Source organism: Arthrobacter sp. MOO21 (assembly GCF_057369995.2).
Window position 1 is genome coordinate 2,201,615 of the sequence record NZ_CM170671.2, and the last position, 23,197, is coordinate 2,224,811.

At 66.1% G+C, this 23,197-nt stretch carries 24 protein-coding genes; 10 read left to right on the top strand and 14 right to left on the bottom strand.

Going from position 1 to position 23,197, the window contains the following annotated elements; genetic code table 11:
• Nucleotides 1-31: 31 nt before the first annotated feature.
• Nucleotides 32-937, bottom strand: a complete 906-nt coding sequence (gene purU, locus AC2JAJ_RS10150; RefSeq protein WP_221383633.1) for a formyltetrahydrofolate deformylase — start codon at nt 935-937, stop codon at nt 32-34.
• A 123-nt stretch (nt 938-1,060) separates the two neighbouring features.
• On the opposite strand from purU, the gene AC2JAJ_RS10155 reads away from it, so the two are divergent.
• From AC2JAJ_RS10155 to AC2JAJ_RS10165, 3 genes are all read left to right on the top strand, one after another.
• A complete protein-coding gene (locus tag AC2JAJ_RS10155; RefSeq protein WP_221383632.1) occupies nt 1,061-1,741 on the top strand; it encodes a GntR family transcriptional regulator in 681 nt (226 codons plus the stop codon).
• A 109-nt stretch (nt 1,742-1,850) separates the two neighbouring features.
• The gene (locus tag AC2JAJ_RS10160; protein ID WP_486415975.1) at nt 1,851-2,819 is read left to right on the top strand and encodes an IS481 family transposase; all 969 of its coding nucleotides are present in this window, start codon (nt 1,851-1,853) and stop codon (nt 2,817-2,819) included.
• A 131-nt stretch (nt 2,820-2,950) separates the two neighbouring features.
• A complete protein-coding gene (locus AC2JAJ_RS10165; protein WP_486415974.1) occupies nt 2,951-3,226 on the top strand; it encodes a hypothetical protein in 276 nt (91 codons plus the stop codon).
• Nucleotides 3,227-3,257: 31 nt separating this feature from the next.
• On the opposite strand, the gene AC2JAJ_RS10170 is transcribed toward AC2JAJ_RS10165, so the two are convergent.
• Nucleotides 3,258-4,580, bottom strand: coding sequence for a helix-turn-helix transcriptional regulator (locus AC2JAJ_RS10170; protein WP_486415973.1), 1,323 nt, complete (start codon nt 4,578-4,580; stop codon nt 3,258-3,260).
• A gap of 131 nt (nt 4,581-4,711) precedes the next feature.
• Between AC2JAJ_RS10170 and hxlB the strand changes: the two genes are divergently transcribed.
• From hxlB to AC2JAJ_RS10185, 3 genes are all read left to right on the top strand, one after another.
• Nucleotides 4,712-5,311, top strand: a complete 600-nt coding sequence (hxlB, locus tag AC2JAJ_RS10175; RefSeq protein WP_486415972.1) for a 6-phospho-3-hexuloisomerase — start codon at nt 4,712-4,714, stop codon at nt 5,309-5,311.
• A 52-nt stretch (nt 5,312-5,363) separates the two neighbouring features.
• Nucleotides 5,364-5,987, top strand: a complete 624-nt coding sequence (hxlA, locus tag AC2JAJ_RS10180) for a 3-hexulose-6-phosphate synthase (RefSeq protein WP_221383628.1) — start codon at nt 5,364-5,366, stop codon at nt 5,985-5,987.
• Nucleotides 5,988-6,098: 111 nt separating this feature from the next.
• Entirely contained in the window at nt 6,099-7,082 is a 984-nt protein-coding gene (locus AC2JAJ_RS10185) for a glucose-6-phosphate dehydrogenase assembly protein OpcA (protein ID WP_486415971.1), read from the top strand.
• Nucleotides 7,083-7,150: 68 nt separating this feature from the next.
• Here AC2JAJ_RS10185 and AC2JAJ_RS10190 read toward each other — a convergent pair whose 3' ends face one another.
• On the bottom strand, nt 7,151-9,070 hold the full coding sequence (locus tag AC2JAJ_RS10190; RefSeq protein WP_486415970.1) for a BCCT family transporter: 1,920 nt from the start codon (nt 9,068-9,070) through the stop codon (nt 7,151-7,153).
• Between the two features lie 297 nt (nt 9,071-9,367).
• On the opposite strand from AC2JAJ_RS10190, the gene AC2JAJ_RS10195 reads away from it, so the two are divergent.
• Nucleotides 9,368-10,567, top strand: coding sequence for an NAD(P)/FAD-dependent oxidoreductase (locus AC2JAJ_RS10195; protein ID WP_486415969.1), 1,200 nt, complete (start codon nt 9,368-9,370; stop codon nt 10,565-10,567).
• Between the two features lie 78 nt (nt 10,568-10,645).
• On the top strand, nt 10,646-11,875 hold the full coding sequence (locus AC2JAJ_RS10200; protein WP_473695673.1) for an aromatic ring-hydroxylating oxygenase subunit alpha: 1,230 nt from the start codon (nt 10,646-10,648) through the stop codon (nt 11,873-11,875).
• Between the two features lie 54 nt (nt 11,876-11,929).
• Here the strand turns inward: AC2JAJ_RS10200 and AC2JAJ_RS10205 are convergent, their stop codons facing one another.
• The 3 genes from AC2JAJ_RS10205 to uraD all read right to left on the bottom strand — a co-directional run bounded on the left by AC2JAJ_RS10205 (nt 11,930) and on the right by uraD (nt 13,653).
• Nucleotides 11,930-12,739 carry an IclR family transcriptional regulator gene (locus AC2JAJ_RS10205; protein ID WP_486415968.1) on the bottom strand — a complete coding sequence of 270 codons (810 nt, stop codon included), beginning with the start codon at nt 12,737-12,739 and terminating at the stop codon, nt 11,930-11,932.
• 81 nt (nt 12,740-12,820) lie between these two features.
• Nucleotides 12,821-13,159 (bottom strand): hydroxyisourate hydrolase, encoded by a 339-nt coding sequence (gene uraH, locus AC2JAJ_RS10210; RefSeq protein WP_473695675.1) that lies wholly within the window; start codon nt 13,157-13,159, stop codon nt 12,821-12,823.
• On the bottom strand, nt 13,156-13,653 hold the full coding sequence (gene uraD / locus AC2JAJ_RS10215) for a 2-oxo-4-hydroxy-4-carboxy-5-ureidoimidazoline decarboxylase (RefSeq protein ID WP_221383621.1): 498 nt from the start codon (nt 13,651-13,653) through the stop codon (nt 13,156-13,158). The genes uraH and uraD overlap by 4 nt, the downstream gene beginning before the upstream one ends.
• Nucleotides 13,654-14,033: 380 nt before the next feature.
• Here uraD and AC2JAJ_RS10220 point away from each other — a divergent pair, with 380 nt between their 5' ends.
• Nucleotides 14,034-14,315: a hypothetical protein gene (locus tag AC2JAJ_RS10220; RefSeq protein ID WP_486415967.1), complete on the top strand. Its 282-nt coding sequence runs from the start codon at nt 14,034-14,036 to the stop codon at nt 14,313-14,315.
• Between the two features lie 194 nt (nt 14,316-14,509).
• On the opposite strand, the gene AC2JAJ_RS10225 is transcribed toward AC2JAJ_RS10220, so the two are convergent.
• Genes AC2JAJ_RS10225 through AC2JAJ_RS10235 form a run of 3 tightly spaced genes read right to left on the bottom strand, consistent with a single transcriptional unit; the run spans nt 14,510 to nt 15,959 of the window.
• Entirely contained in the window at nt 14,510-14,947 is a 438-nt protein-coding gene (locus AC2JAJ_RS10225; RefSeq protein ID WP_486415966.1) for a VOC family protein, read from the bottom strand.
• A 10-nt stretch (nt 14,948-14,957) separates the two neighbouring features.
• Nucleotides 14,958-15,548, bottom strand: a complete 591-nt coding sequence (locus tag AC2JAJ_RS10230) for a GNAT family N-acetyltransferase (protein WP_486415965.1) — start codon at nt 15,546-15,548, stop codon at nt 14,958-14,960.
• A gap of 9 nt (nt 15,549-15,557) precedes the next feature.
• Nucleotides 15,558-15,959, bottom strand: a complete 402-nt coding sequence (locus AC2JAJ_RS10235; RefSeq protein WP_486415964.1) for a GvpU-like protein — start codon at nt 15,957-15,959, stop codon at nt 15,558-15,560.
• Nucleotides 15,960-16,048: 89 nt separating this feature from the next.
• Here AC2JAJ_RS10235 and AC2JAJ_RS10240 point away from each other — a divergent pair, with 89 nt between their 5' ends.
• Nucleotides 16,049-17,443 (top strand): MFS transporter, encoded by a 1,395-nt coding sequence (locus tag AC2JAJ_RS10240; protein WP_486415963.1) that lies wholly within the window; start codon nt 16,049-16,051, stop codon nt 17,441-17,443.
• Nucleotides 17,444-17,507: 64 nt separating this feature from the next.
• Here AC2JAJ_RS10240 and bcp read toward each other — a convergent pair whose 3' ends face one another.
• From bcp to gcl, 5 genes are all read right to left on the bottom strand, one after another.
• Entirely contained in the window at nt 17,508-17,987 is a 480-nt protein-coding gene (bcp, locus tag AC2JAJ_RS10245; RefSeq protein WP_221383615.1) for a thioredoxin-dependent thiol peroxidase, read from the bottom strand.
• An 80-nt stretch (nt 17,988-18,067) separates the two neighbouring features.
• Complete coding sequence (locus tag AC2JAJ_RS10250; RefSeq protein WP_221383614.1) at nt 18,068-18,721, bottom strand: winged helix-turn-helix domain-containing protein; 654 nt, start codon at nt 18,719-18,721, stop codon at nt 18,068-18,070.
• A gap of 8 nt (nt 18,722-18,729) precedes the next feature.
• Complete coding sequence (gene allB, locus AC2JAJ_RS10255) at nt 18,730-20,073, bottom strand: allantoinase AllB (RefSeq protein ID WP_486415962.1); 1,344 nt, start codon at nt 20,071-20,073, stop codon at nt 18,730-18,732.
• Nucleotides 20,066-21,274, bottom strand: coding sequence for a glycerate kinase (locus tag AC2JAJ_RS10260; RefSeq protein ID WP_221383612.1), 1,209 nt, complete (start codon nt 21,272-21,274; stop codon nt 20,066-20,068). Before AC2JAJ_RS10260 ends, allB begins: the two co-directional genes overlap by 8 nt.
• 2 nt (nt 21,275-21,276) lie before the next feature.
• Entirely contained in the window at nt 21,277-23,067 is a 1,791-nt protein-coding gene (gene gcl / locus AC2JAJ_RS10265) for a glyoxylate carboligase (RefSeq protein WP_486415960.1), read from the bottom strand.
• Between the last annotated feature and the right edge of the window lie 130 nt (nt 23,068-23,197).

Below are 23,197 nucleotides of genomic sequence, written 5' to 3' on the forward strand. Positions count from 1 at the left end.
TTACGTGTTGTGTCTGCTACGGGCGGGCGGTTTACCGGAACACCACGGTGCTGGTCTGGTCCAGAAGCACGCGGTGCTGGCAGTGCCAGCGGACGGCGCGGGAGAGGGCGAGTGCCTCGGCGTCCTGGCCCACGGTGGACAGCGCTGTGGGGCCGTAGCTGTGGTCCACGCGGATGACTTCCTGTTCGATGATCGGGCCCTCGTCCAGGTCGGCGGTGACGTAGTGGGCTGTGGCACCTACGAGCTTGACGCCCCGGTCATAGGCCTGGTGGTAGGGGCGTGCGCCCTTGAACCCGGGAAGGAAGGAGTGGTGGATGTTGATGGCCCGTCCTTCCAGTGAGCGGCAGAGGTCGTCGGAGAGCACCTGCATGTAGCGGGCCAGGACCACGAGGTCCACGTTGTACTCCTCCACCAGTTCCAGCAGCCGGCGCTCGGCGTCCGCCTTGGTGTCCGCAGTCACCGGGATGTGGATGAAGGGCAATCCGGCGGCCTCGGCCATGGCGCGGTGGGTCTCGTGGTTGGAGACCACCAGGACCAGCTCGCCGCCGAGGGTGCCGCCGCGCCAGCGGAAGATGAGGTCGTTGAGGCAGTGGCCGAACTTGGAGACCATGACCAAAACGCGCTGCTGGGTCTGGTCGTGGAAGCTGAACTTCATGTCGAACCGGCTGGCGATGGACGCGAATTCTTCTTCCAGCATGGCCGGGGTGTAGTTGGGGGAGCCGGAGAACGCGGTGCGCAGGTGCAGGGTTTCGCGGAGGCTGTCGTCGAACTGCTGGTGTTCGTCGATGTTGAAGCCACGCTCGAAGAGGAACGTGGTCACGGCCTGCATGATGCCTGCCTGCTCCTTGCAGGACAGGGTCAGCACGAACTTCTGCGCCTGCTCTTCCTTGAGCACCGGCAGGGTGGTGGTTGCTGAAGCTGCTTCGATGAGGGTCATGTCCCTCCTCCTTCTAGATATATTCGAAAGCACCGAACTGATATATTAGATTGGGTGCCAGCGTATACTGGTCCCCAGGCGAGGTCAATAGTTTTTTCTGGTTTGCGAAGAAAGGGGCTCCATATGGCATTCGAAGCTTTGGCAGTGGCGGACGACGCGGGCAGGAAGTCGCTGGCGGACGTCGCCTACGAAAGCATCCGTGACTGGTTGCTGACGCTTGAAATAAAGCCCGGCGAGCTGCTGAATGATGAGCTCCTCGCGAAGAACCTGGGCGTGGGGCGGACGCCTGTGCGTGAAGCACTGAAGCGCCTGGAGCTGGACCGCCTGGTGAAGACCTACCCCCGGCGGGGGACGTTCGCCACGCGGGTTGACGTCACCGACCTCTCCTTCATCTCCGAAATCAGGGCGCAGCTGGAGCCCCTCGCGGCCGCGCGCGCGGCCCGCGTGGCCTCCCCTGCGGTTAGGGCGGAGCTGCGTGCCACGCTCGAGAAGGTCGAGGCATTCGATGTCGCGGCCGCAACGGTAACCGAGACGCTGCAGCTGGACGCCCGTGTACACCAGGGCATCTACGCCGCCGCCGCCAACCCCCACCTCGAGGACATCCTGATCCGCTACGACAACCTCGCCACGCGGATCTGGTGCATGGTGATCGACCGGCTGCCGGACTTGTCCCACCACGTCCGCGAACACCTCGACCTGCTCCGCGCCGTTATCGACGGGGACGAGGAGCGGGCTGCGGAGCTGGCCAAGGCCCACGTGAGCGGATTCGAGCACGCGGTGCGCGGGGCGCTCTTCAACGCCTAGGTGTATTGACCACGGAGGTTAGGAACATGCGGCGTGGTTAGGTGACAAAAAGAAGACCTCCAAGTGGAGTGGGGCTTGTCTAAGAGTCCGATCCACAAGGAGGTCTTCAATGTCCCATGCTAACGCGCTTCTGACGCCGAAGGGACGGCTCCGGCTGGCCCGGTGCATCGTCGATGACGGGTGGCCGCTGCGCCGTGCTGCTGAGCGGTTCCAGGTGTCCGTGACGACCGCAGCGCGGTGGGCGGCCCGTTACCGGGAGCACGGGGAGCACGGGATGGGTGATCGCTCCAGCCGGCCCATCAACTCCCCGCGTCGGACCTCCACGCGGCGGGAGCGGCGGATCGTCGCGATCAGAGTCAACCGGCGCTGGGGCCCGGCACGGATCGGCTATCTGCTGGGCATTCACCCCTCCACGGTGCACCGGGTGCTGTCCCGGTTTGGGCTGGCGAGGCTGGCGTGGATGGACCGGGCCACGGGCCGGGTGATTCGCCGGTACGAGCACCACAGCCCCGGGGACCTGGTCCACGTCGACATCAAGAAACTTGGACGGATCCCTGACGGCGGCGGACACCGCAGTGTCGGCAGGGCCGCCGGAAACCGGAACAAGACCGGTACCGCGGCAAACCGGAGACCGGGTCACGCCTTCTTGCACAACGCCGTCGATGATCACTCCAGGCTCGCCTACACGGAGATCCTGACCGATGAGAAAAAGGACACTGCGGCCGGATTCTGGGAACGCGCCAATGCCTACTTCGAGTCCCACGGGATCACTGTCAAACGGGTCCTGACCGATAACGGATCCTGCTACCGCTCCTACGCATTCAAAGACGCTCTGGGCCCGGACATCAAGCACAAACGCACCCGACCCTACAGGCCTCAGACAAACGGCAAAGTCGAGCGCTACAACCGCACCATGCTCGACGAATGGGCCTACGCCCGTCCCTACGCCTCAGAGGCCGAGCGTGTTGCCGCTCTCGCCGACTGGCTCCATCACTACAATCATCATCGAGGCCACACCTCACTCAACGGTCAGCCACCGGCCAGCCGCGTCACCAACCTCTCAGGTCAATACACCTAGGCTGCGGCCGCTTTCCCATCCTGCTGTTGACACGTGGTGTGACCTGGCTCATACTCGAAAGCCAGTATTGATATATCAATCAAATATCAGTGTTGGTTGAGCGGCGATGGCGCCGGCGAACGGAGAGACCAGTGGATTCACAGGCAACCTTTGATGCCCCGCGTGCTGCCAGCGACCTCGGAGAGGTCAGCACGGGCGGCCGCAACACGAAGAAGACCCTCGGCCTGCGGGGCGACTGGGGCCGCCTCCCCGGCCACACCGTCGAGGTGTGGCTGCTTGGAGAGCATGTGGCCAGCGGGGTAGTCGACCAGGCGACGGAGGACGATTCCGTGCTCTGGATAGCGGCCGAGGGCATCAGCACCCGACGCGTCTTCGACAAGTCGTCGGGCTACCAGATCTGGGTATGACCCGTCCCTTCGCCAGCAACGCAGTGGCGTCCTAGCGCAGTCCGTGGGTGTGGGCCAGCGCTATGGCTTCAGTCCTGGAGGCCACGCCCAGCTTCCTGAACACGTTCCGTACGTGGAACTTGACCGTGTTCTCGCTGATGTTCAGCGCGGCGGCGATGCTCCGGTTGCGCTGGCCGCCGGCGAGCAGCTGGAGCACCTCAAGTTCCCGGGCCGCGAGGTTCCAACCCGAGACGTCCACCGGGGAAGCGGGCGGATCCAGGGGCAGCGTGACGGAAATGTCCGCACCCCACCCCGGCATGAGGTCGACTTCCATGCGGCCATCCAGTGCCTGCACCCTTCGCTGCAGCCGTTCCATGTTCGGGGCGTCCGCCGACAGCCCGCCCCGCCCGTCATCCCGGACGTTGACCAGCAGGTTCTCGCCGTCGCAGTCCCACTGCGTGCGCACCCGCCGGACCTCCGGCTGCTCCATCATGGCCAGCAGCAGCCCGCGCACAATGGCGCGCGCCGCGATGGCCACTTCCCCGGGCAGCGCCCTGCCGTTCAAGGGGGGCTCGATGAACTGCACGTCGATTCCGCTGAACCGCGTCAGCGGACGCAGGTCCTCGCGCAGCCGCTCGAAAGCGGTGGCCACCGGTTCCTGCACCAGTTCCGCTGTCTGGTCGTTGTGCGTGCGCAGCTCCACCAGCGCCTTGGCGGCCGCGTCACTGACCGTGGCCCGTGCCGTTGCGTCATCCAGGGAGCCGGACCGTGCTGCCGCCAGAATGGTTTCAAGGGTTGTCGAATGCAGATCCACGAGCTCGCTGGTGACCCTGATCCGCTCCGCGGAGGCTGCCCGTGACTCCAGCAGGTAGGACGGCGGCGCATCCTTCACCTTCTCCTGGATGCGGCGTGCTGCCATTTCCCAGAGATATGACACGAGCGCCAGGTCCATGAGCTCCACGTCCACGGCCTGCTGCCGTCCGCTGGCCGTCACGGAGTAGGTAATGACGAGCAGGGCATTGCTGGGCGCGTACTTCAGGGCGAAGGCCTGCCGTTGCGTGCCTGCGATCTGTGCCGTTCCCGTCCAGGGCCCGTCACCGGCCACCAGGCCGCGCAGCTGCTGGAGTTCGCCGATCGATACCCGGGCCACCACCTCTTCGTCGCCTGCCTTCTTCTGCGGGCGCCCGGTGCACTCCTCAGTGAAGATCACCAGCGCATCGCCCCCGGTGTAGGGGAGGACGGCTTCGCGCAGCCGTTCGGCAATGGCGGACAGCGGCGCATCCGCGATCCGGGCCACCGCGCGGAGCAGGGGCCAGGGGAGGGCGGGCCCGGGGAACTCGTGAACCAGCCGAACGGGCGGGGTGCTCTCAGTCATGCCGAACAGGATACGCGAAGGTTGACTCCTCACCTACCCGAATGGGTGGTTGAAAACCACCCCGAATTGGCGTTTCACCTACCCCGCGGTTTCGGGACGATGGATGCCAGGAACAAGAACAAGGAGGAGACATGGACTCAACCGTTCTGACCGCTCCCGGCGTGGAAGCAACCGGCGAAGCCATCACGGGCAATATCTCCCTGGTTTTGGGGGAGATCGCGGACACCGCGGCCAACATCAGCCCGGACAGGCTGCGCCAGGCCGCCGCAATGCTGGAGAACGCCGACCGCGTCTTCGTGGCGGGGGCGGGCCGAAGCGGCCTGGTGTTGAGGATGGCCGCGATGCGGCTGATGCACCTGGGCCTTGTGGTCCACGTGGCCGGAGACACCACTACGCCTGCCATCCGGAAGGGCGACCTTCTGCTCGTGGCGTCGGGCTCCGGCAGCACCGCGGGGGTCGTGAAGGCCGCAGAGACCGCCGCAAGGGCGGAGGCAAGGATCGTAGCCTTCACCGCCAACCCCGGCTCCGTGCTTGCGGGCCTGGCTGACGCCGTCGTGGTGCTCCCCGCCCAGCAAAAGACCGACCACGGCTCCGGCGTCTCCCGCCAGTACTCCGGGAGCCTGTTCGAGCAGGTGCTCTTCGTGGCAACGGAAGCGGTGTTCCAGACACTGTGGGACAACGCCGACATCCCGGCCGAGCAGTTGTGGCTGCGCCACGCCAACCTCGAATAGGCCTTTCCAGCAATTTCCCGTCCTTCGGACAAACCCAATAGAAAGAAGAACCATGAAACTCCAGGTAGCCATCGACCTCCTCACCGTTGAGGACGCCCTCGAGCTGGCCGGCAAGGTGGCCGAATACGTCGACATCATCGAACTGGGCACCCCGCTGATCAAGGCCGAGGGGCTCTCAGCCATTACCGCAATCAAGGAGGCCCACCCGGACAAGCTGGTCTTCGCCGACATGAAGACCATGGACGCCGGCGAACTCGAAGCCGACATCGCCTTCAAGGCCGGAGCCGACCTGGTCACCGTGCTCGGATCCGCGGATGACTCCACGATCGCAGGCGCCGTCAAGGCCGCAAAGGCGCACAGCAAGGGCATCGTCGTGGACCTGATCGGCGTTGCCGACAAGGCCTCCCGCGCCAAGGAAGTCCGCGCCCTGGGCGCCAAGTTCGTGGAGATGCACGCAGGCCTGGACGAGCAGGCAAAGCCCGGCTTCGACCTTAACGGACTCCTCCGCGCGGGCGAAGAATCGCAGGTGCCCTTCTCCGTGGCAGGCGGCGTGAACGTCAGCACCATCGCAGCAGTCCAGGCTGCAGGAGCTGATGTTGCCGTGGCCGGCGGCGCCATCTACGGGGCTTCCGACCCTGCATTGGCAGCCAAGGAACTCCAGGCCGCCATCAACTGACCCCCTTACCCTCCTCGCAACGGGACGGCGGCTCCACCTCTACAGGTGGGGCCGCTGTTGCGCGTTCCGCGTACTCAAGCCATACGCTGCAGCCGCAGCAGGAAGGTCGCCATGATCGTTAATCTGCCCGATACCACCACCTCGAAGGTCTCCAAGGAACTGATGGCCCTGCGCGAGCAGGGCGGCGTGACCGCACTGGGCCGGGTCCTGACCCTGGTCGTGGTCACGAAGTCGGGGCTGGAGGAAGAAGCGATCGAGGCCGCGAACGACGCCTCCCGCGAACACCCCTGCCGGATCATCGTCCTCGCCGACGCCGGCAAGGACCACACGGACCGGCTCGACGCCCAGATCCGGGTCGGCGGGGACGCCGGCGCGTCGGAGGTGATCGTGCTGGGCGGCTACGGCCAACTCGCGCACGAATCCGAATCCCTCGTCGCCGCCCTGCTGCTCCCCGACGCACCCATCGTGGCCTGGTGGCCGCACCGCGCCCCGCAGAACGCCTGCGAAACCACCATCGGCGCGATCGCGCACCGCCGGATCACCGACTCCGCGAACGAGCCCGACCCCCAGGCCGCCCTCGAACGCATCCACCGGACCTACAAGGCCGGTGATACCGACCTCGCCTGGACACGCCTGACCAACTGGCGCATCCAACTCGCAGCCGCACTGGACCAGGTGGACGCGTCCTCCGTGCTCGCCGCTGAGGTCGAGGGGGCCGCTGATTCACCCAGCCCGCTGCTCATGGCTGCCTGGCTTGGCGCCGCCCTGGATGTTCCCGTTGCCAGGCGGGAGGGCCCAACCGGCACCGGCCTTCGCTGCGTCCGGCTCATCCTGCGTGAGGGCGAAATCCGGCTTGTCCGCCCGGGGCTGGCGGCCACGGAACTGAGCCTGCCCGGGCAGAGGGCCCAGCGGATCTCCCTTCCCCGCCCCAGCCTGCGTGACTGCCTCGCGGAAGAACTCAGCCGCCTCGATCCGGATCCGGTGTTCGGGGAGGTGCTCGCCGCCGTCGGACGCGTGCGGATTGAGGCGCCGGCGGCAGCGTCCCCGGAACCTGTTGCCCCCAACCCGCTGCAGGAATGCCTCGCCGCGGTTTAGGCGCACCTTTAACGGCTTTGGCCCCCGGGCAGACGCGCCGGGGGCCAAAGCTTTGCCTGAAAGTTGCGCTACCGTGCCGCGCCCTTCTCCAGGTCCGGGCCTGCGCCCGGGCAGGGCGTCCCGTCGGGGCATCCGTCAGCGCACTCGTGCTTGGTCACGAGGTCAAACTGGACCCCGCGGTGCTGCTCAACTCCCGTGCGGATGGCCCGCTCCACCACGGAATCCGCCAGCCGGCGGCGCAGGGACAGCGGATCGCGCCGAAGGTCCTTGGCAAGGGCGAAGCAGAGCAGGAGCATGACGATGACGAACGGCAGGGCTGCCACGATGGTGATCCGTTGCAGGCCGGACAGGGCCTCGGACGGCTCGTCGCCGCCCGCGAGGAGCATGACGGCGGCCACTGCGCCGGTCAGTGCTCCCCAGAAGATCACCAGGGCCCGCTTGGGGTCGGAGCTGCCGTTGGAGCTCAGTGACGCCATGATCAGGGAGGCGGAGTCGGCGCCGGTGATGAAGAAGATGGCCACCAGCACCATGGCCAGGACGATCACGGCCGCAATCATCCACCCGGGCAGGGGGAGGTTCTTCACCAGGTTGAACAGGGCGCCGTCGAAATCGATGGTGGCCTTGCCGTCGGTGACGGTCATCAGGCCCGGTGTGCCCGCTTTGTCCGCTTCCTGCTGGATGTGGAAGGCCGTGCCGCCGAAGATGCCGAACCAGATCACGCTGACGATGCTCGGGACCAGCAGGACGCCGGTGACGAACTGGCGGATGGTCCGGCCGCGGCTGATCCGGGCGATGAACATGCCGACGAAGGGCGTCCATGAAATCCACCAGGCCCAGTAGAAGATGGTCCAGCCCGACATCCAGGTGCGGAGGGCTTCATCGCCCACCGCTTCGGTGCGGGAGGACATTTCGGCCAGGTCCCTCAGGTAGTCGCCCACCGCCGAGGGGATGAGGTTGAGGATGAAGAGGGTGGGCCCTGCCACGAAGACGATGGCGGCCAGGACGACGGCGAGGACCATGTTGACGTTGGACAGCCACTGGATGCCGCGGCTGATGCCGGACACCGCGGACGCGATGAAGCATGCTGTCAGGATTGCAACGATGCCCACCAGAACCGGAGTGCCGATCTCGCCTGTCCAGCCGTTGGAGGTGAAGCCGCTGCCGATCTGCAGGGCACCCAGGCCAAGGGAGGCGGCGGTGCCGAAGAGCGTAGCGAAAATGGCCAGAATATTGATGACCTTGCCCACCGGCCCCTCAACCGTCCTGATTCCGAACAATGACGTGAAGGCGGCCGAGATCAGCTGCCGGCGGCCCAGCCGGTAGGTGCCGTATGCCATGGCGATGCCTACGACGGCGTACATGGCCCAGGGGTGGAGGGTCCAGTGGAAGATGGACGTGGCCATGGCCGTTTGGATGGCTGCGGGGGTGCGGCCGTCAACGGTTCCCGGCGGGGGAGAGACGAAGTGGTACAGCGGCTCGGCTACGCCGTAGAACATCAGGCCGATGCCCATTCCGGCGGCAAACATCATGGCGATCCATGAAACCGTGCGGAATTCGGGCTTTTCGCCGTCCTTGCCCAGCGGAATGTTGCCGAATTTGCCCAGCGCCAGCCACAGGACGAAGACGACGAACAGCGAGGCGAGGACCATGAAGAGCCAGCCGGTGTATTCCATCACCCAGGCCAGGGCGTCCTTGGAAGTGGTGGCCAGGCCGTCCTTGTCGGCGAACCCCCACACCACGAAGGCGAGGGCGATGACACCCGTGATGCCGAATGTTGCTTTGTCGAGCGTCAGTTTCAGGTTGCGGCGCTGGGTAAGGGCCTGTTCCCTGTTACTCAGCCGCAGTTCCTCCAGGATCTGCTCGTGTTCGTTGACGGCGGGAAGGGCCGCCGTCGCTTCCCCTTGATCGGTGTCCAGCGGCTCGGGGGGAACGCCGTCTGACGGCGGCACCTTGGGCTTCGGGGAGGTCAGTTCACTATTGATGGCCATGAAAGCGGGTCCTTTGGCTAGTCCATGGGCTTGCGTTTAGTGCTGGGCGTCGGGCAGCGCAATCCGGGGATGAATTGCCGCCAAGCCGTTTTGCCAGCGGGGCAGGGTCGTGAGCCCTATGGGGGAGGTGTTCCGCAAAGATCAACAGAGTTCGCGCTAAGCAACAAGAGTGCGGTACGTCACTTTGAAAGTCAAGGGTGTCATAGGGCCCGAACCTCTTGACACACCTCAAGTGGTCCACCACGCTGTTGCATATGGCGCTCTCTGTTGCGCAAAGAGAGATTTTGAAGGGAAACTATGCAGACGCTTGCGATCGTGGGAGCCTCCCTGGCCGGACTTTCGGCCGCCCGGGCTGCCCGCGCCCAGGGCTTTGGCGGGCGGCTGGTCATCATCGGCGATGAACAGCACCGTCCGTACGACAGGCCCCCTTTGTCCAAAGATTTCCTCCTCGGTGCCATCACCGCGGAGGACCTGTTCCTGGAAACACCTGACGACGGACTCGATGCAGAATGGATCCTCGGCGTCAGCGCGGTGGGCCTGGATGCTGCCAGCCGCACCATCACGCTCTCGGACGGGCGGAGCCTGGCCGCCGACGGCATCGTTATTGCCACAGGTGCCCGCTCCCGTAAACTGCCGGCCCTCGAAGGGCTGGACAACGTCTCCTACCTGCGGACCATCGCCGACGCCGAAGGCCTGGCACCAAAACTTGTCGCAGGGAACAGGATGGTCATCATCGGCGCCGGATTCATCGGCGCCGAGGCTGCCTCGGTGGCTGCCTCGCGCGGCATGGACGTCACCATGGTCGACTACGCCCGGGTTCCGTTTGCCCCGCAGCTGGGCGAGGACATGGGTGCTACGGTGGCAAAGCTCCACACCGCCAGGAAGGTTGACCTGATCTGCGGTGCGGAGATCGAATCCTTCGCCATCGAAGACGGCCATGCCACCGCCCTGCGGCTCGCTGACGGGCGCAACCTCCCGGCCGACGTCGTCCTTGTCGGGATCGGTGCCCAGCCCAACGTCGAGTGGCTGGAGGGCTCCGGCGTCGAACTGCGCAACGGCGTGCTGTGCGACGCCATGGGGCGCACCACGGCGCCGGGCATCGTCGCGGTCGGTGACTGCGCGAACTGGTTCGAACTCACCCTGGGTGAGCACCGCCGGGTGGAGCACTGGACGGGCGCACTGGAGCGCCCCGCCGTTGCGGTCCAGGCTTTGCTCGACGCCGACGCCGACGCTCCGGAGCAGCCGGTCAAGCCGCCCTACTTCTGGTCTGAGCAGCACGGCGTGAAGATCCAGTTCGCAGGCCATTCCGCAGGGTACGACCGGCTGGTCATCGAAGCCGGGGACCCGGAGGAACACAACTTCCTGGCGGTCTATTACAGGGGCGAAACGCCCGTGGCGGTCCTCGGCATGGACCAGCCCCGCCTGTTCACCAGGTGGCGCCGCAGCCTCTCGGCCGCGGCCACGAAGCCGGCACCGCTGCTGGCAACAGCTTCCTGAGGCCGCTGCCGCGGTTTCCAGAGTTTCGAAATACCAAACGTTCCCATGCACTGGCGCATGGGTTTTTGAGGAGGAACGTTGACCATAGAAGTAACCACCCCAAGCCTGATCCCCACGCTGCCGGGATCGACGTACGTGGATGAGGGGTTGTTCCGGGCCGAACAGGAGCGGATCTTCGAACAGATGTGGTTCTGCGCCATCCGTTCCTCGGACCTGGACAAGGCCGGGGCCTGGCGGACCGTCCAGATCGGCCGCGAAAGCGTCCTGATCAGCCGCACCCGCAAGGGCCAGATCCGAGCCTTCTACAACATCTGCCGCCACCGCGGCGTGAAGCTCTGCATGGAAGAGCAAGGCGAAGCAGCCCGCTCGTTCCAGTGCCCGTACCACGCCTGGACCTACGACTTCGAGGGCAAGCTCATCGCGGCGCCGAACCTGACCAAGATGCCGGACATCGACCGTGACGAGTATGGCCTGGCCAAGGTCCACGTCCGCGAGTACCTGGGCTACGTCTGGGTGTGCCTGGCGGGGGAGCCGCCGTCGTTCGAAGAGGACGTCATGGGCGCCATCGAGGAGCGCCTCGGCGACCTCAAAGCCATCGAGGGCTACGACGTGGCCAACCTGAGCCTGGGCCGGCGGATCAAGTACGACGTGAAGGCCAACTGGAAGCTCATCATCGAGAACTTCATGGAGTGCTACCACTGCGCCACCATCCACCCGGAACTGACCGAGGTCCTGCCCGAGTTCGCCGACGGTCTGGCGGCACAGTACTTCGTGGGCCACGGCGCCGAGTTCGGCGAGGACATCAAGGGCTTCACGGTGGACGGGTCCGAGGGCCTGGACATCATCCCCGGCGTGGGCGAGGACCAGGACCGCCGCTACTACGCCATCACTATCAAACCCACCGTGTTCGTGAACCTCGTACCGGACCATGTGATCATCCACCGCATGTTCCCGCTGGCGGCGGACCACACCATTGTCGAGTGCGACTGGCTGTACCTGCCGTCCGTCGTCGAAAGCGGAAAGGACGTCTCCGCCTCTGTTGAGCTGTTCCACCGCGTCAACATGCAGGACTTCGACGCCTGCGAACGCTGCCAGCCGGGAATGGCCTCGAAGACCTACGCCAAGGGTGGTGTGCTGGTCCCCAGCGAGCACCACATTGGGGCTTTCCACGACTGGGTGCAGGAGAAGGTGGGCGACGCGCCGTTGTCCGGCGATGTCCGGCTGGGCATCACCGCCGACACCCCGCCGCTGGAGGAGCGGGCCGTCACGGTCGAGCGCAATGAGCCCGCGGTGGCCGCAGCGAACTGAAGCACTGATGAGCGCAGATGACCCCCGGGCCCGGCCCGGGGGTCATCTGCGTTATTACCTGACGGTGTAGCCCATGTTGGCGCTGGCTTGGAGCCCGGCTTCCTTCAGTGATTCCAGCAGGCCCGGAATCTTTTCCGGGTCGAATCGGAATGCGGGCCCGGAGATGCTGAGGGCGCCGATCACGTTGCCCTGGTGGTTGTAGACGGGCACGGCCACGGCATTCAGGCCGATTTCGAACTCCTCACGCACCACGGCGTAGCCCTTGGCGCCAATCTCGAGGAGTTGGGCATCCAGTTCCTTCCGGCTGGTGATGGTGCGCGAGGTGCGGGAGGGCAAGCCGGTTTCCTTTAGGATGCGCTCACGCTCGTCTGCTTCCAGCGCCGCCAGGAGGACCTTTCCGCTGGACGTGGCGTGCAGCGGTGTCAGGCTTCCCACCCAGTCGTAGGTGGCCAGCGTGGAAGGTCCCATCGCCTGGTCCACGTTCACGGCGTAGTTCGAGCGCAGGACAGCCAGGTTGACGGTTTCCTTGAACTCCTCGGCCAGGCTTTCCAGTACCGGCCGGGCTTCGTGGACCAGGCTGAGCCGGCCGGGAATGGAGCTGGCGAGGCGCAGGATCCCAAAGCCAAGCTGGTACTTGCCGCGCTCGCTGTTCTGGTGGACCATCTCCCGGGTCACCAGGGACCCCATCAGCCTAGAGACGGTGGATTTGTGGATCCCCATCTCCTCGGCAATTTCGCTGACGCCGGCATGACCCTCCCTTGCCAGGATTTCCAGGACGGTGAGGGCACGCTCCACGGATTGCACGCCGCCGGACTGGCCGCCTTCACTGTCGGTATCGGATTCCGGTTCATTTTTAGGAGCCATACTTCCTGATCCTATGCCGGGAACTGTGACGGCGGTGACATTGCGTTAACCCGGGTGGCTTTCAACCGGCCGGAAGGCCTGCTAACTGCCCCGGTAGGTGGAGTAGGCAAAGGGGCTCAAAAGCAGCGGCACGTGGTAGTGCTCGGGGCCGGTGACTTCGAAGACCAGGTCCACTTCGGGGAAGAACGTCTGCGTCTGCAGGCCGGCGTAGTAGCTGCCGGTGGCGAAGTTCAGTTTGTAGTGGCCCGGTTCCAGCCGCTCCGGACCCAGGTCCTTCGCCCGCCCGTCCGAGTCCGTGGTGGACGCTGCCAGCTCACGCCAGGTGCCGCCGTCGTTTGTTGAAAGCACGACGGCGACACCCGCCGCCGGGCGCCCGGCACCGGTGTCGAGGATATGGGTGGTGACGTGTGAAACGCTCATTCGCTGATCAGTCCTTCGAGCCGCAGTACGGCAATCTCACGCAGTTGCTGCGCCACGATGGTGTCTTCGTCTTCAGGGGAATTGGAGAGCCGGGTATCCAGGGCCTCCAGGATCTCCGGCGCGGTGCGGCCGGCGGCGCGGATCAAAAAGACCCGGCCGAACTTCTCCTCGTACTCCCGGTTGCCCCGGGCCAGGGCGTCGGCCGCTGCGGCATCTGCCGGGTCCACCCCGGCCTGCTCCGAACGCGACATGGACGCCTCGGTGCTTGCCGCCGTCGGACGCTCCCCAATGCGGGGATGGTGTGCCATGGCAGCTTCCACCTCGGCGGACGTGAAGGGATTGGCGGCGTTGGCCGCGAACTCCAAGAGTTCGTTCCGGTTTGCGAAAGGCCGGGCCTCTGCCACGGCATCCACCCACCTGGTGATATCAATGCATGGGCGCAGGGTGGCCCTGGCCGCGGCGGGATCTGCCGCGTTGAATTCGGCAAGCTGCATGCTGGCTCATTCCTCGGTCTGCTGGCATCCATGGTGACGGCTATGCGGAGGCCGGGAGACTCGGCGCCTGAACCGGCAAAGGGCGGCAGGCTTCCGCATCATGGAACTGTTATTTCAGCATACGTAATATTCAAGAACAGGGCCGCGGCCCGTGTCAAGAGCGTACAGCAGGTAACCGGACCGGGCCGGCACCAGGCCGGGCCGCCAAAACTGGGAAACCTGGCCATTCACTGCTCCGAATATCTTGTGGAAATCTTTGCACCTGCTTGCCAGGACGTTGAGGAACTGCGGGGACACTCGAAGGGAAGCGAACGGCTTCCAAGCAGGGCTCGACGACGACCGCACCGGAAGCTGCACTGCTTGGGGAAGGCGGGGAGGCGATGGAACAACTCAAGAGGACCGGAGTGGAGAAAGCCAGGGCGCTGCTTCGCCTCTACTTCCATTCCCGGAAGGTCCGCGCAGCGGCCAGGGACCTGGAGCACGCACTCGCGGAATCGCGGGAGTTGTCCAGCTGGCCCGGAGACAGGCTCCCGGTAGGGGAGGAAATGTCGCGGCAGGTGGAAAAGCTGACCCGCCGGCTCAAGCTGGAGACCGAGGCGCACCACAGGTTCGAGGATCTTTTCCACACAGCTGCCGGAAGGCGTTCCGTACCGGCGGTTTAAGTGCCACACTTAGCAGCAATCGATTGGCTGGGGGATACCAGGTCAGGAGATTGCAGTGGGTTCTTTGGCAGGTTGGGCGTACCTTTTGGCGGGGCTGATGACCATGGACGCGCTGCTCCTTGCGCTGTGGGCCATGGAAGTTGACTGGGGCAAGTACTGGCGCCGGAAGTGAGCCCTCTCCGCCTGGTGCTGAATCAGCCGATTTCTTCGGCGAGTTCGACGATGATGCCCTCCGGGCCGCGGACGTAGCAGAGCCTGAAGACGTCCCCGTACCGTTCGATGCTGCCCACCAGCTCGCCGCCGTGCGCTTTCAGCCGGGTGACGGTGTCCTCGACGTCGTCCACGGCGAAGCAGACATGGCGCAGGCCCGGGACGTTGGCGGGGGCCTGCGGGTCGCCGTCGGGAGTTGGCGGCGTGTGGAAGCTGCTGAGCTCAAGCCGTGACCGGCCATCCGGGGTCTCCAGCATGGCGATCTCGGACCGGACCCCGTCGACCCCAATGATGCGGTCCACCCAGGCGCCCTCCACTTCTCCGCTGCCCACCGGCGTGAGGCCGAGCTCCACGAAGAAGGCTGTTGCGGCAGCCATGTCAGTCACCACGATGCCCACGTGGTCCATGCGTTGGATTGCCATGGGTCCGATGCTAGCCCAGCTCAGGCCGCTGCTGGAGGTCCAGCCGCATCAGCACGCGGGGAAAACCATTCAATACGGATTCGGTGTCGGCAGCCTTGGTGAAGCCTGCGTCCTCGAAGAGTTTGCGGGTGCCCACGTAGGCCATGGTGAGGTCCACCTTGCTGCCGCGGTTGTCCACCGGGTAGCCCTCGATGGCCGGCGCACCGTAGGAGCGGGCAAACTCGACGGCCCCCGCCAGCAGCCTGTGCGAGATGCCCTGGCCGCGGTGGCCGGGGCGGACCCGCAGGCACCACACGGACCAGGCATCCTGCCCGTCCACGTGGGGAATCCTGCGGTTCCGGGCGAAACTGGTGTCCGCACGCGGGTGGACCGCTGCCCACCCAACTACTTCGCCGCCGTCGTACGCCAAAACCCCGGGCGGCGGATCCTGCGCAACCAGCTGCCTCACCAGTTGCCCGCGCTCGGCCCCGCGCAGTGAGACGTTCAGCTTGGAGGGTATCCGGTAGCTCAGGCACCAGCAGACGGTGGCGTCGGGGCGCTTCGGGCCCACCATCGTGGCTACGTCCTCGAAGGCCGTTGCCGGGCGCACCTCAATCGCCATGCTGCACTCCTAATCCTCTGGGACCCGGCCGATGCTCCATGCGGCGACTCTGCGGAGATCAACCCTGGTTGCCTGCAGCGGCACCCTGGTTCCACCCGAAAGCAGCACAGGCCCCAGGAAATGGATGTACCGGTACTGTTCCCCGGTCAGCGGACCGGCGTCATCCGCCCTCTGTTCGACCGCCCTGGAGTCCCAGGCGTCGAGGGTGCCGGCGATGGCCCAGCTGCCGATCCGCACCTGGTCGTTCTGCCGCTGCGTCCACGCCCGCTCCGACACCACCGAGCCGGAAATGACCGTACCGTCAACCACCACGGTGAGCTCCATGGTGGCATCGGGGCCGGTTCCGAAGACCGAGGTCAACAGCAGCAGGAGGCACGGGTCGGTCCCGTTGTCCCACGTTTCGTCCGCCATGGCTTCCCTTCCTCGCTGGTAACAGTGCAAGCCGGTCAGTCCAGTTTCCACCCTGTTGGCCCAGGTTGTGCCTCACTACACTGGGACCCATGACCCAGCAGGAACCGGGCAGGACCGCTGCGGATCCCGATACTGCCGGCACCTTGCCACGTACCCCGGCCGAGCGTTCACGCACCTTCACCAGCATCCTGGTGAACACCGCCCTGGCCAACATCACCACCAGCTACCTGTGGTTCGCACTGACTTTCTGGCTTTACCTGGAGACACGCAACGTGATCGCCACCGGAGTGGTGGGCGGCGCGTACATGCTCCTGATTGCCCTGTCGAGCGTCAGTTTCGGCACCTTCGTGGACCGCTGCCGCAAGCTGGCCGTGATGCGCTTCGCGGCCGGCTTCAGCCTGGTGATGTTCGTGCTGTCCGGGGTCATGTTCCTGCTCACGCCTGCGGCGTCGTTGCTGGACCTGGGGCGTCCCTGGTTCTGGATTTTCACGTTGGTCATCCTTGTCGGCGCAGTAGTGGAGAACATGCGGAACATCGCCTTGTCGACAACCGTCACCATCCTCATCGAGCCGGACCGCCGCGCCAACGCCAACGGGCTGGTGGGGATGGTGCAGGGGCTGATGTTCATTGTGACCTCCCTGCTGTCCGGACTGTCGGTAGGGTTGTTGGGAATGGGCTGGACCATCGTCGTCGCGCTGGTCCTCACGGCCGCGGCCTTCGCGCACCTGCTCACCCTCCGGATGCCCGAGGAAGTGCGCGTGGCGGCAACGGACGCCCACGGCGGATTCGACCTGCGCGGCTCGTTCACGGCAGTGCTTGCCATTTCCGGGCTGTTCGCGCTGATCCTGTTTTCGACGTTCAACAACTTCATCGGCGGCGTCTACATGGCACTGATGGATCCGTACGGGTTGGAGATGTTCTCCGTGGAAATGTGGGGCGCCGTCTTTGCGGTCGGATCCACCGGGTTCATCATCGGTGGTGCCCTGATTGGCAAATTCGGGCTGGGCGCCAACCCCCTGCGCACCCTGCTGCTTGCGGTGGCGGCCATGGGGGTCCTTGGAGCGGTCTTTACGCTGCGGGAGTGGGCGTGGCTCTACATCCTCGGGATCTGGCTGTACCTGGTGCTGGTCCCGTTTGTGGAGGCGGCCGAGCAAACCGTGATCCAGCGGGTGGTGCCGCTGCCGAAACAGGGCCGCGTGTTTGGCTTCGCCATGGCCTTCGAGTCCGCCGCGGCGCCAGTCACGGCGTTCCTCATCGCCCCGGTTGCCCAGTTCTGGATCATTCCGTACGCACGGTCGGCGGACGGCGCAGCGCTCCTGGCGCCGCTGCTGGGGGAAGGCACCTCCCGCGGAATCGCCCTGGTGTTCCTGGTGGCGGGGATCATCATGGTTGCCGCCGCCCTGCTGGCTTTCCTGACCCCGGTCTACCGCCGGGTTTCCGCTTCGTATGCGGAAGCGCCGGCAGAGGCCAAGGCCGGTGGTTAACGCCGGATGCCCCAGCATTATGTGCTGGGGCATCCGGGGAAACGCTGCAGGATGTCATGGAGCGTTAGAGTCCCAGGGCTTCCTTCAGGACGGCGACGTGGCCGTCGGCCTGGACCTGGTACTGGGCTAGGGTGACGTTGCCGTCGGGGTCCACCACAACCGTGGAGCGGACGATCCCTTCATGGATTTCGCCGTTGACCAGCTTTTCGCCCCAGGCGCCGTAGGCCAGGGCGACCGCGTGGTCGGGGTCGGAGAGCAGCGGGAAGGTCAGGGAAAAGTCGTCCGTGAAACCGGCCAGGGCCTCGGGGGCGTCGGGGGAGATGCCGACAACTTCGTAGCCCTTGCCCTGCAGGGAGGCCAGGCTGTCGCGGAAGTCGCAGGCCTCGGTGGTGCATCCGGGGGTGGCGGCCTTCGGGTAGAAGTACACGATGACGTTCTTGCCACGGTAATCGGCCAAGGAGGTTTCCCGGCCCTGGGCGTCCCGGAGGGTGAACTCAGGAGCCGGGGTGCCGGGCTGGAGTTTGGTGGTCAGGGTGGGGCTCATGGCGTTCCTTTGAAAGACTCGGTCAGTGATGGCCAAACATCTAGTGAAGCGGGTTGCCGCTTAGAGATACAACTCCCGCGTCATATGCAGTATTCCGCCGGTCCCCGGACAACCGCGTGGGGCCCGGGGACAAACTGGTAGCCGCCGCCGCGGACGGTGGCAACGGCGTGCCGGGCGTTGCCCAGCTTCCGGCGGACCCGCCCTACGTAGACGTCGATGGCCCGGGCGGTTGCGCCCGGGAAATCCAGCGACTCGAGGAACTCCTGCAGTTCCTCGCGTGCAACGGTACGGGACAGGTGGGTCACCAGGTAGCGGAGCACCTTGTACTCGACGCCGGTCAGGGGCACCGGCTGGCCGTCGAGCAGGACCATCTCGGCGGCCAGGTCCACGGCCATGGTGCTGACGGGGCCGGCCGACGGCGGCAGGTGGGTGCCGCCGTCGGCATCAGTTGCGCCGGGGTTCTCCGCGATGGAAGAAGCGCGAGAGGAGTCGGCTGCGGCTCCTTCCGTGGCGGAGAACCCGGCCGTGGGGGCTCCGGCGGCAGGCCAGTGGACTTCCGCCTCCGGAGCAGTTTCGAGGGCCCTCGCAAGGACCATTTGGGCGGCGTGGCGCAGGACTTCGGGGCTGGTTCCTTCGGCTGGAACCACCCACAGTGCCAGGCCCCGTGCCGCTGCCCGTTTGGCGTGCACAGGACTCCGGTGCACGCCCCTGGGGTGATGGGCTTCCACAGCCATGGCGCGTCCTATACGCCGCCGCGGCGGATCAGCTTGCCCGTTGGGGTCTGGCCGTCCACCACGGCGCCGCACAGGAAAGTCTTGCGGACCACGCCGGCCAGGGTCTTGCCGTCGTACGGGGTGATGGGGTTCTTGTGCTTGAGCTTGGAAACATCCACCACGAAGGCCTCGTCCGGGGCGAAGACGGCGAAATCGGCGTCATAGCCGAGCGCCAGCTGGCCCTTGTTAGTGAGGCGGGCCAGGTTGGCCGGCTTTTCGGCCATCCAGGACACCACCTGCTCCAGCGGGATACCGCGATGCCGTGCCTCGCTCCAGATCAGGGACAGGCCCAGCTGCAGCGAGGAAACGCCGCCCCAAGCCACGGCGAAGTCGCCGTTCTCCAGGTCCTTCAGGTCCAGCGTGGAGGGGGAGTGGTCCGAGACGATGCAGTCGATGGTGCCGTCCAGCAGGCCCTGCCACAGCAGTTCCCGGTTGGAGGCCTCGCGGATGGGCGGGCAGCACTTGTAGGCGGTGGCGCCGTCCGGGATTTCCTCGGCCATCAGCGTCAGGTAGTGCGGGCAGGTCTCCACGGTGAGCTTGACGCCGTCACGCTTTGCGGAGGCGATCATGGGCAGGGCATCCGACGACGACAGGTGCAGGATGTGCGCACGTGCGCCGGTCCAGCGGGCCCGCTCGATGACCTCGGCGATGGCCTTGTTCTCGGCGCCGCGGGGGCGGGAGGCCAGGAAGGTGGAGTAGTGGTCGCCGCCCGGGTGCGGGGCGCGGTCGATGGCGTGTGAGTCCTCTGCATGGACGATCATGAGCGAGTCGAAGGACTTCAGCTCGGCCATGTCCTCTTCCATCTCGTCCGCGTCCAGGTGCGGGAACTCGTCCACGCCGGAGTGCAGGAGGAAGCACTTGAAGCCGAACACGCCTTCATCGTGCAGGGGGCGGAGGTCCGCCTTGTTGCCGGGGATGGCGCCGCCCCAGAATCCGACGTCGATGAACGCCTGGTCCTCGGCCACCTCACGCTTGAGCTTGAGGTTTTCCACGGTGGTAGTGGGCGGGACGGAGTTCAGCGGCATGTCGATGATGGTGGTGACACCGCCGGCTGCCGCGGCACGGGTGGCGGACGCGAAGCCCTCCCACTCGGTGCGGCCGGGCTCGTTGACGTGGACGTGGGTGTCCACCAGGCCGGGAAGCAGGGTCTCGTCGTCGGCGAGTTCGATGATTTCGGCACCGGCCAGGCCATTGCCCAGCGGTTCGATGGCCACGATCTTGCCGTTGCGGACTCCCACCTCGCGCGGGGCGATCCCGGCGGTGGTCAGGATGCGCCGGCCCCGGATGACGAGGTCAAAACGTTCTTCAGACACGGAGGTCCTCCTTGGTGCTTGGGGTGCGGGACAGCCTGTTGGCTGCCAACCTCCCGCTGATCTGGGTGCCGAGCTGTTCCAGAAGCTGTCCGGCCTCTGCTATGCACCTGTTTACATCGCTTTCGAGTTCGGTCAAAGCGTAGACGTCTTCGAATCCGGCGGCCGCTGCCTGGCTTTGCCCGAGGGTGGTCCGGCCGCAGACGGCGACCACCGGGACGCCCTGCGCGGCTGCTGCCCGGGCAACGCCCATCGGGGTCTTTCCGAGCAGGCTTTGCTCATCGAGGCTGCCTTCGCCGGTGACCACGAGGTCTGCGCCGGCCAGGCGGTCGGCCAGCCCGGTGAATTCGAGGACGACGTCGATTCCCGGCCGCCGTGTTGCGGCCAGGACAGCGATGGCGGCGTAGCCCACGCCGCCTGCCGCGCCGGCTCCGGGAGCCTCCGCTGCCTTGACGGCGCGGAATCCGATTTCCCTGGCCAGGACTTCGACAAACCTGGCCAGGGCGGCGTCGAGCATGCCGACGTCTTGTGGGGTGGCACCCTTCTGCGGGCCGAAAACCGCCGCGGCGCCCTGTGCGCCCAGCAGGGGGTTGTCGACGTCGGATGCCAGCACGAAGCGGGTGTCCACCAGGCGGGGTTCAAAGTCGGTGAAGTCGATGCTGTGCAGGTTCGCCAGCGCCGCTCCGCCGGGTGGCAGTTCGTTGTTCCGGGCGTCCAGGAACCTGGCGCCGAGACCCTGGAGGAGCCCCGCGCCGCCGTCGGTGTTGGCACTGCCGCCAACGCCGAGCACGATCCGCCGGCAGCCGGCGTCGAGCGCAGCCCGGATGAGCTGCCCGGTGCCCAGGCTGGAGGCGGCTGCGGCGTCTGCGGAGTCCGGGCGGCTGCCCTTCCGGACGCTTGGCACCAGGGCAAGCCCCGACGCCGTCGCCATCTCGATGACAGCCTCATGGCCGCGTACGGCGAACTCGGCCTCGACGGGTTCACCGGTCGGACCGGTCACCGTTGCCGTGCGCCGGGTGAAGCCGGAGCCGACGGCGGCGTCAAGGGTGCCCTCGCCGCCGTCGGCCACCGGAATCCGGACCACCTCAAGGTTGCTGTTGTGTGCCGTACCGGCCGCGCGCTGCAGGCCCTTTTCCAGGTGGCTGCACACCTCCGGGGCGGACAGCGATCCCTTGAACTTATCCGGAGCAATCACGATCCGCATGGTTAGCCCTGCAGTGCCAGGATGGCGGTGGGGGCGTCGGCGGCGGTTTCGGCCAGTTCCTCGAACTCGTTCACGGCGTTGATTTCCACGCCCATGGAGATGTTGGTGACCTTTTCCAGGATCACTTCGACCACCACGGGAACCTGGAACTCGCCCATCAGGGCCTTGGCCTTGTCGAACGCGGCGGCGAGGTCATTGGGGTCCTCCACGCGGACGGCCTTGCAGCCCAGGCCCTCGGCCACCTTCAGGTGGTCCACGCCGTAGCCGCGGGTGTCCTCGGACAGGTGCGAGCTGTTGATGTTCTCGAAGGCCAGGGACACGTTCTGTTCCATGTTGAACCCGCGCTGGGACTGGCGGATCAGGCCCAGGTAGGAGTTGTTTACCACCACGTGGATGTACGGCAGGTTGAACTGCGCGCCCACGGCCAGCTCTTCGATCATGAACTGGAAGTCGTAGTCGCCGGAGAGGGCCACCACGGTCTCGTCCGGGTTGGAACGTGCCACGCCGAGCGCGGCCGGGGCGGTCCAGCCCAGCGGGCCTGCCTGGCCGGCGTTGATCCACTTGCGCGGGCCGAAAACGTGCAGCATCTGCGCGCCGGCGATCTGGGACAGGCCGATGGTGGACACGTAGGTGGTGTCGCGGCCGAAGGACTTGTTCATCTCCTCGTACACGCGCTGCGGCTTGATGGGGATGTTCTCAAAGTGCGTCTTGCGGTGCAGGGAGGCCTTGCGGTCCTGGCATTCGGCAACCCAGGCGCTGTAATCCGGCAGGGACCCGGCAGCAGCCCGTTCCTTGGCGAGCTCCACCAGCCCGGCCAGCGCCGCGCCGGCGTCGGACGCGATGCCCAGGTCCGGGGAGAACACGCGGCCGATCTGGGTGGGCTCGATATCGATGTGCACGAACTTGCGGCCGGCGGTGTAGGTCTCCAGGCCGCCGGTGTGGCGATTGGCCCAGCGGTTGCCGATGCCGATCACGAAGTCGGACTGCAGGTAGTTCTCGTTGCCGTAGCGGTGGGAGGTCTGCAGGCCCACCATGCCGGCCATGAGCTGGTGGTCGTCCGGGATGGTGCCCCAGCCCATCAGGGTGGGGATGACCGGAACGTTCAGGGTCTCGGCCAGTTCCACCAGCTGCGCGGAGGCGCCGGCGTTGATGATGCCGCCGCCGGCCACGATCAGTGGGTGCTTGGCGGCCAGGAGCATGTCCAGGGCCTTCTCCAGCTGCTTGCGGGAGGCCTTGGGCTTTTCGATGGGCAGGGGCTCGTAGGTGTCGATGTCGAATTCGATCTCGGCCATCTGCACGTCGATGGGCAGGTCCAGCAGCACGGGGCCGGGGCGGCCGGAGCGCATCAGCTGGAAGGCCTTCTGGAAGGCGCCGGGAACCTGGCCGGGCTCCAGGATGGTCATGGCCATCTTAGTGACGGGCTTGGCGATGGACTCGATGTCCACGGCCTGGAAGTCTTCCTTGTGCAGCTTGGCAACTGGAGCCTGGCCGGTGATGCAGAGCATGGGGATGGAGTCGGCCCACGCGGCGTAGAGGCCGGTGATCATGTCGGTGCCGGCGGGGCCGGAGGTGCCGATGCAGATGCCGATGTTGCCGTCCTTGGCGCGGCTGAAGCCGTCGGCCATGTGGCTGGCGCCTTCAACGTGGCGGGCCAGGGTGTGGCGGATGCCGCCGTGGGCGCGCATTGCGGAGTAGAAGGGGTTGATGGCGGCGCCTGGCAGGCCGAACGCCTCGATGGCGCCTTCCTTTTCCAGGATGGCCACCGCTGCATCAACGGTACGCATCTTGCTCATGGGGTGCTCCTTGTTGTGCCCCTTTGGGGGCGAAGTCTGGGTGTTTTTGGGTGTGCTGAAGTACCCCCACGACTTGTGGTGGGGCACTTTGGGGGTGGCCGCCGTCGTAATTGACGACGGCGGCCGGCGT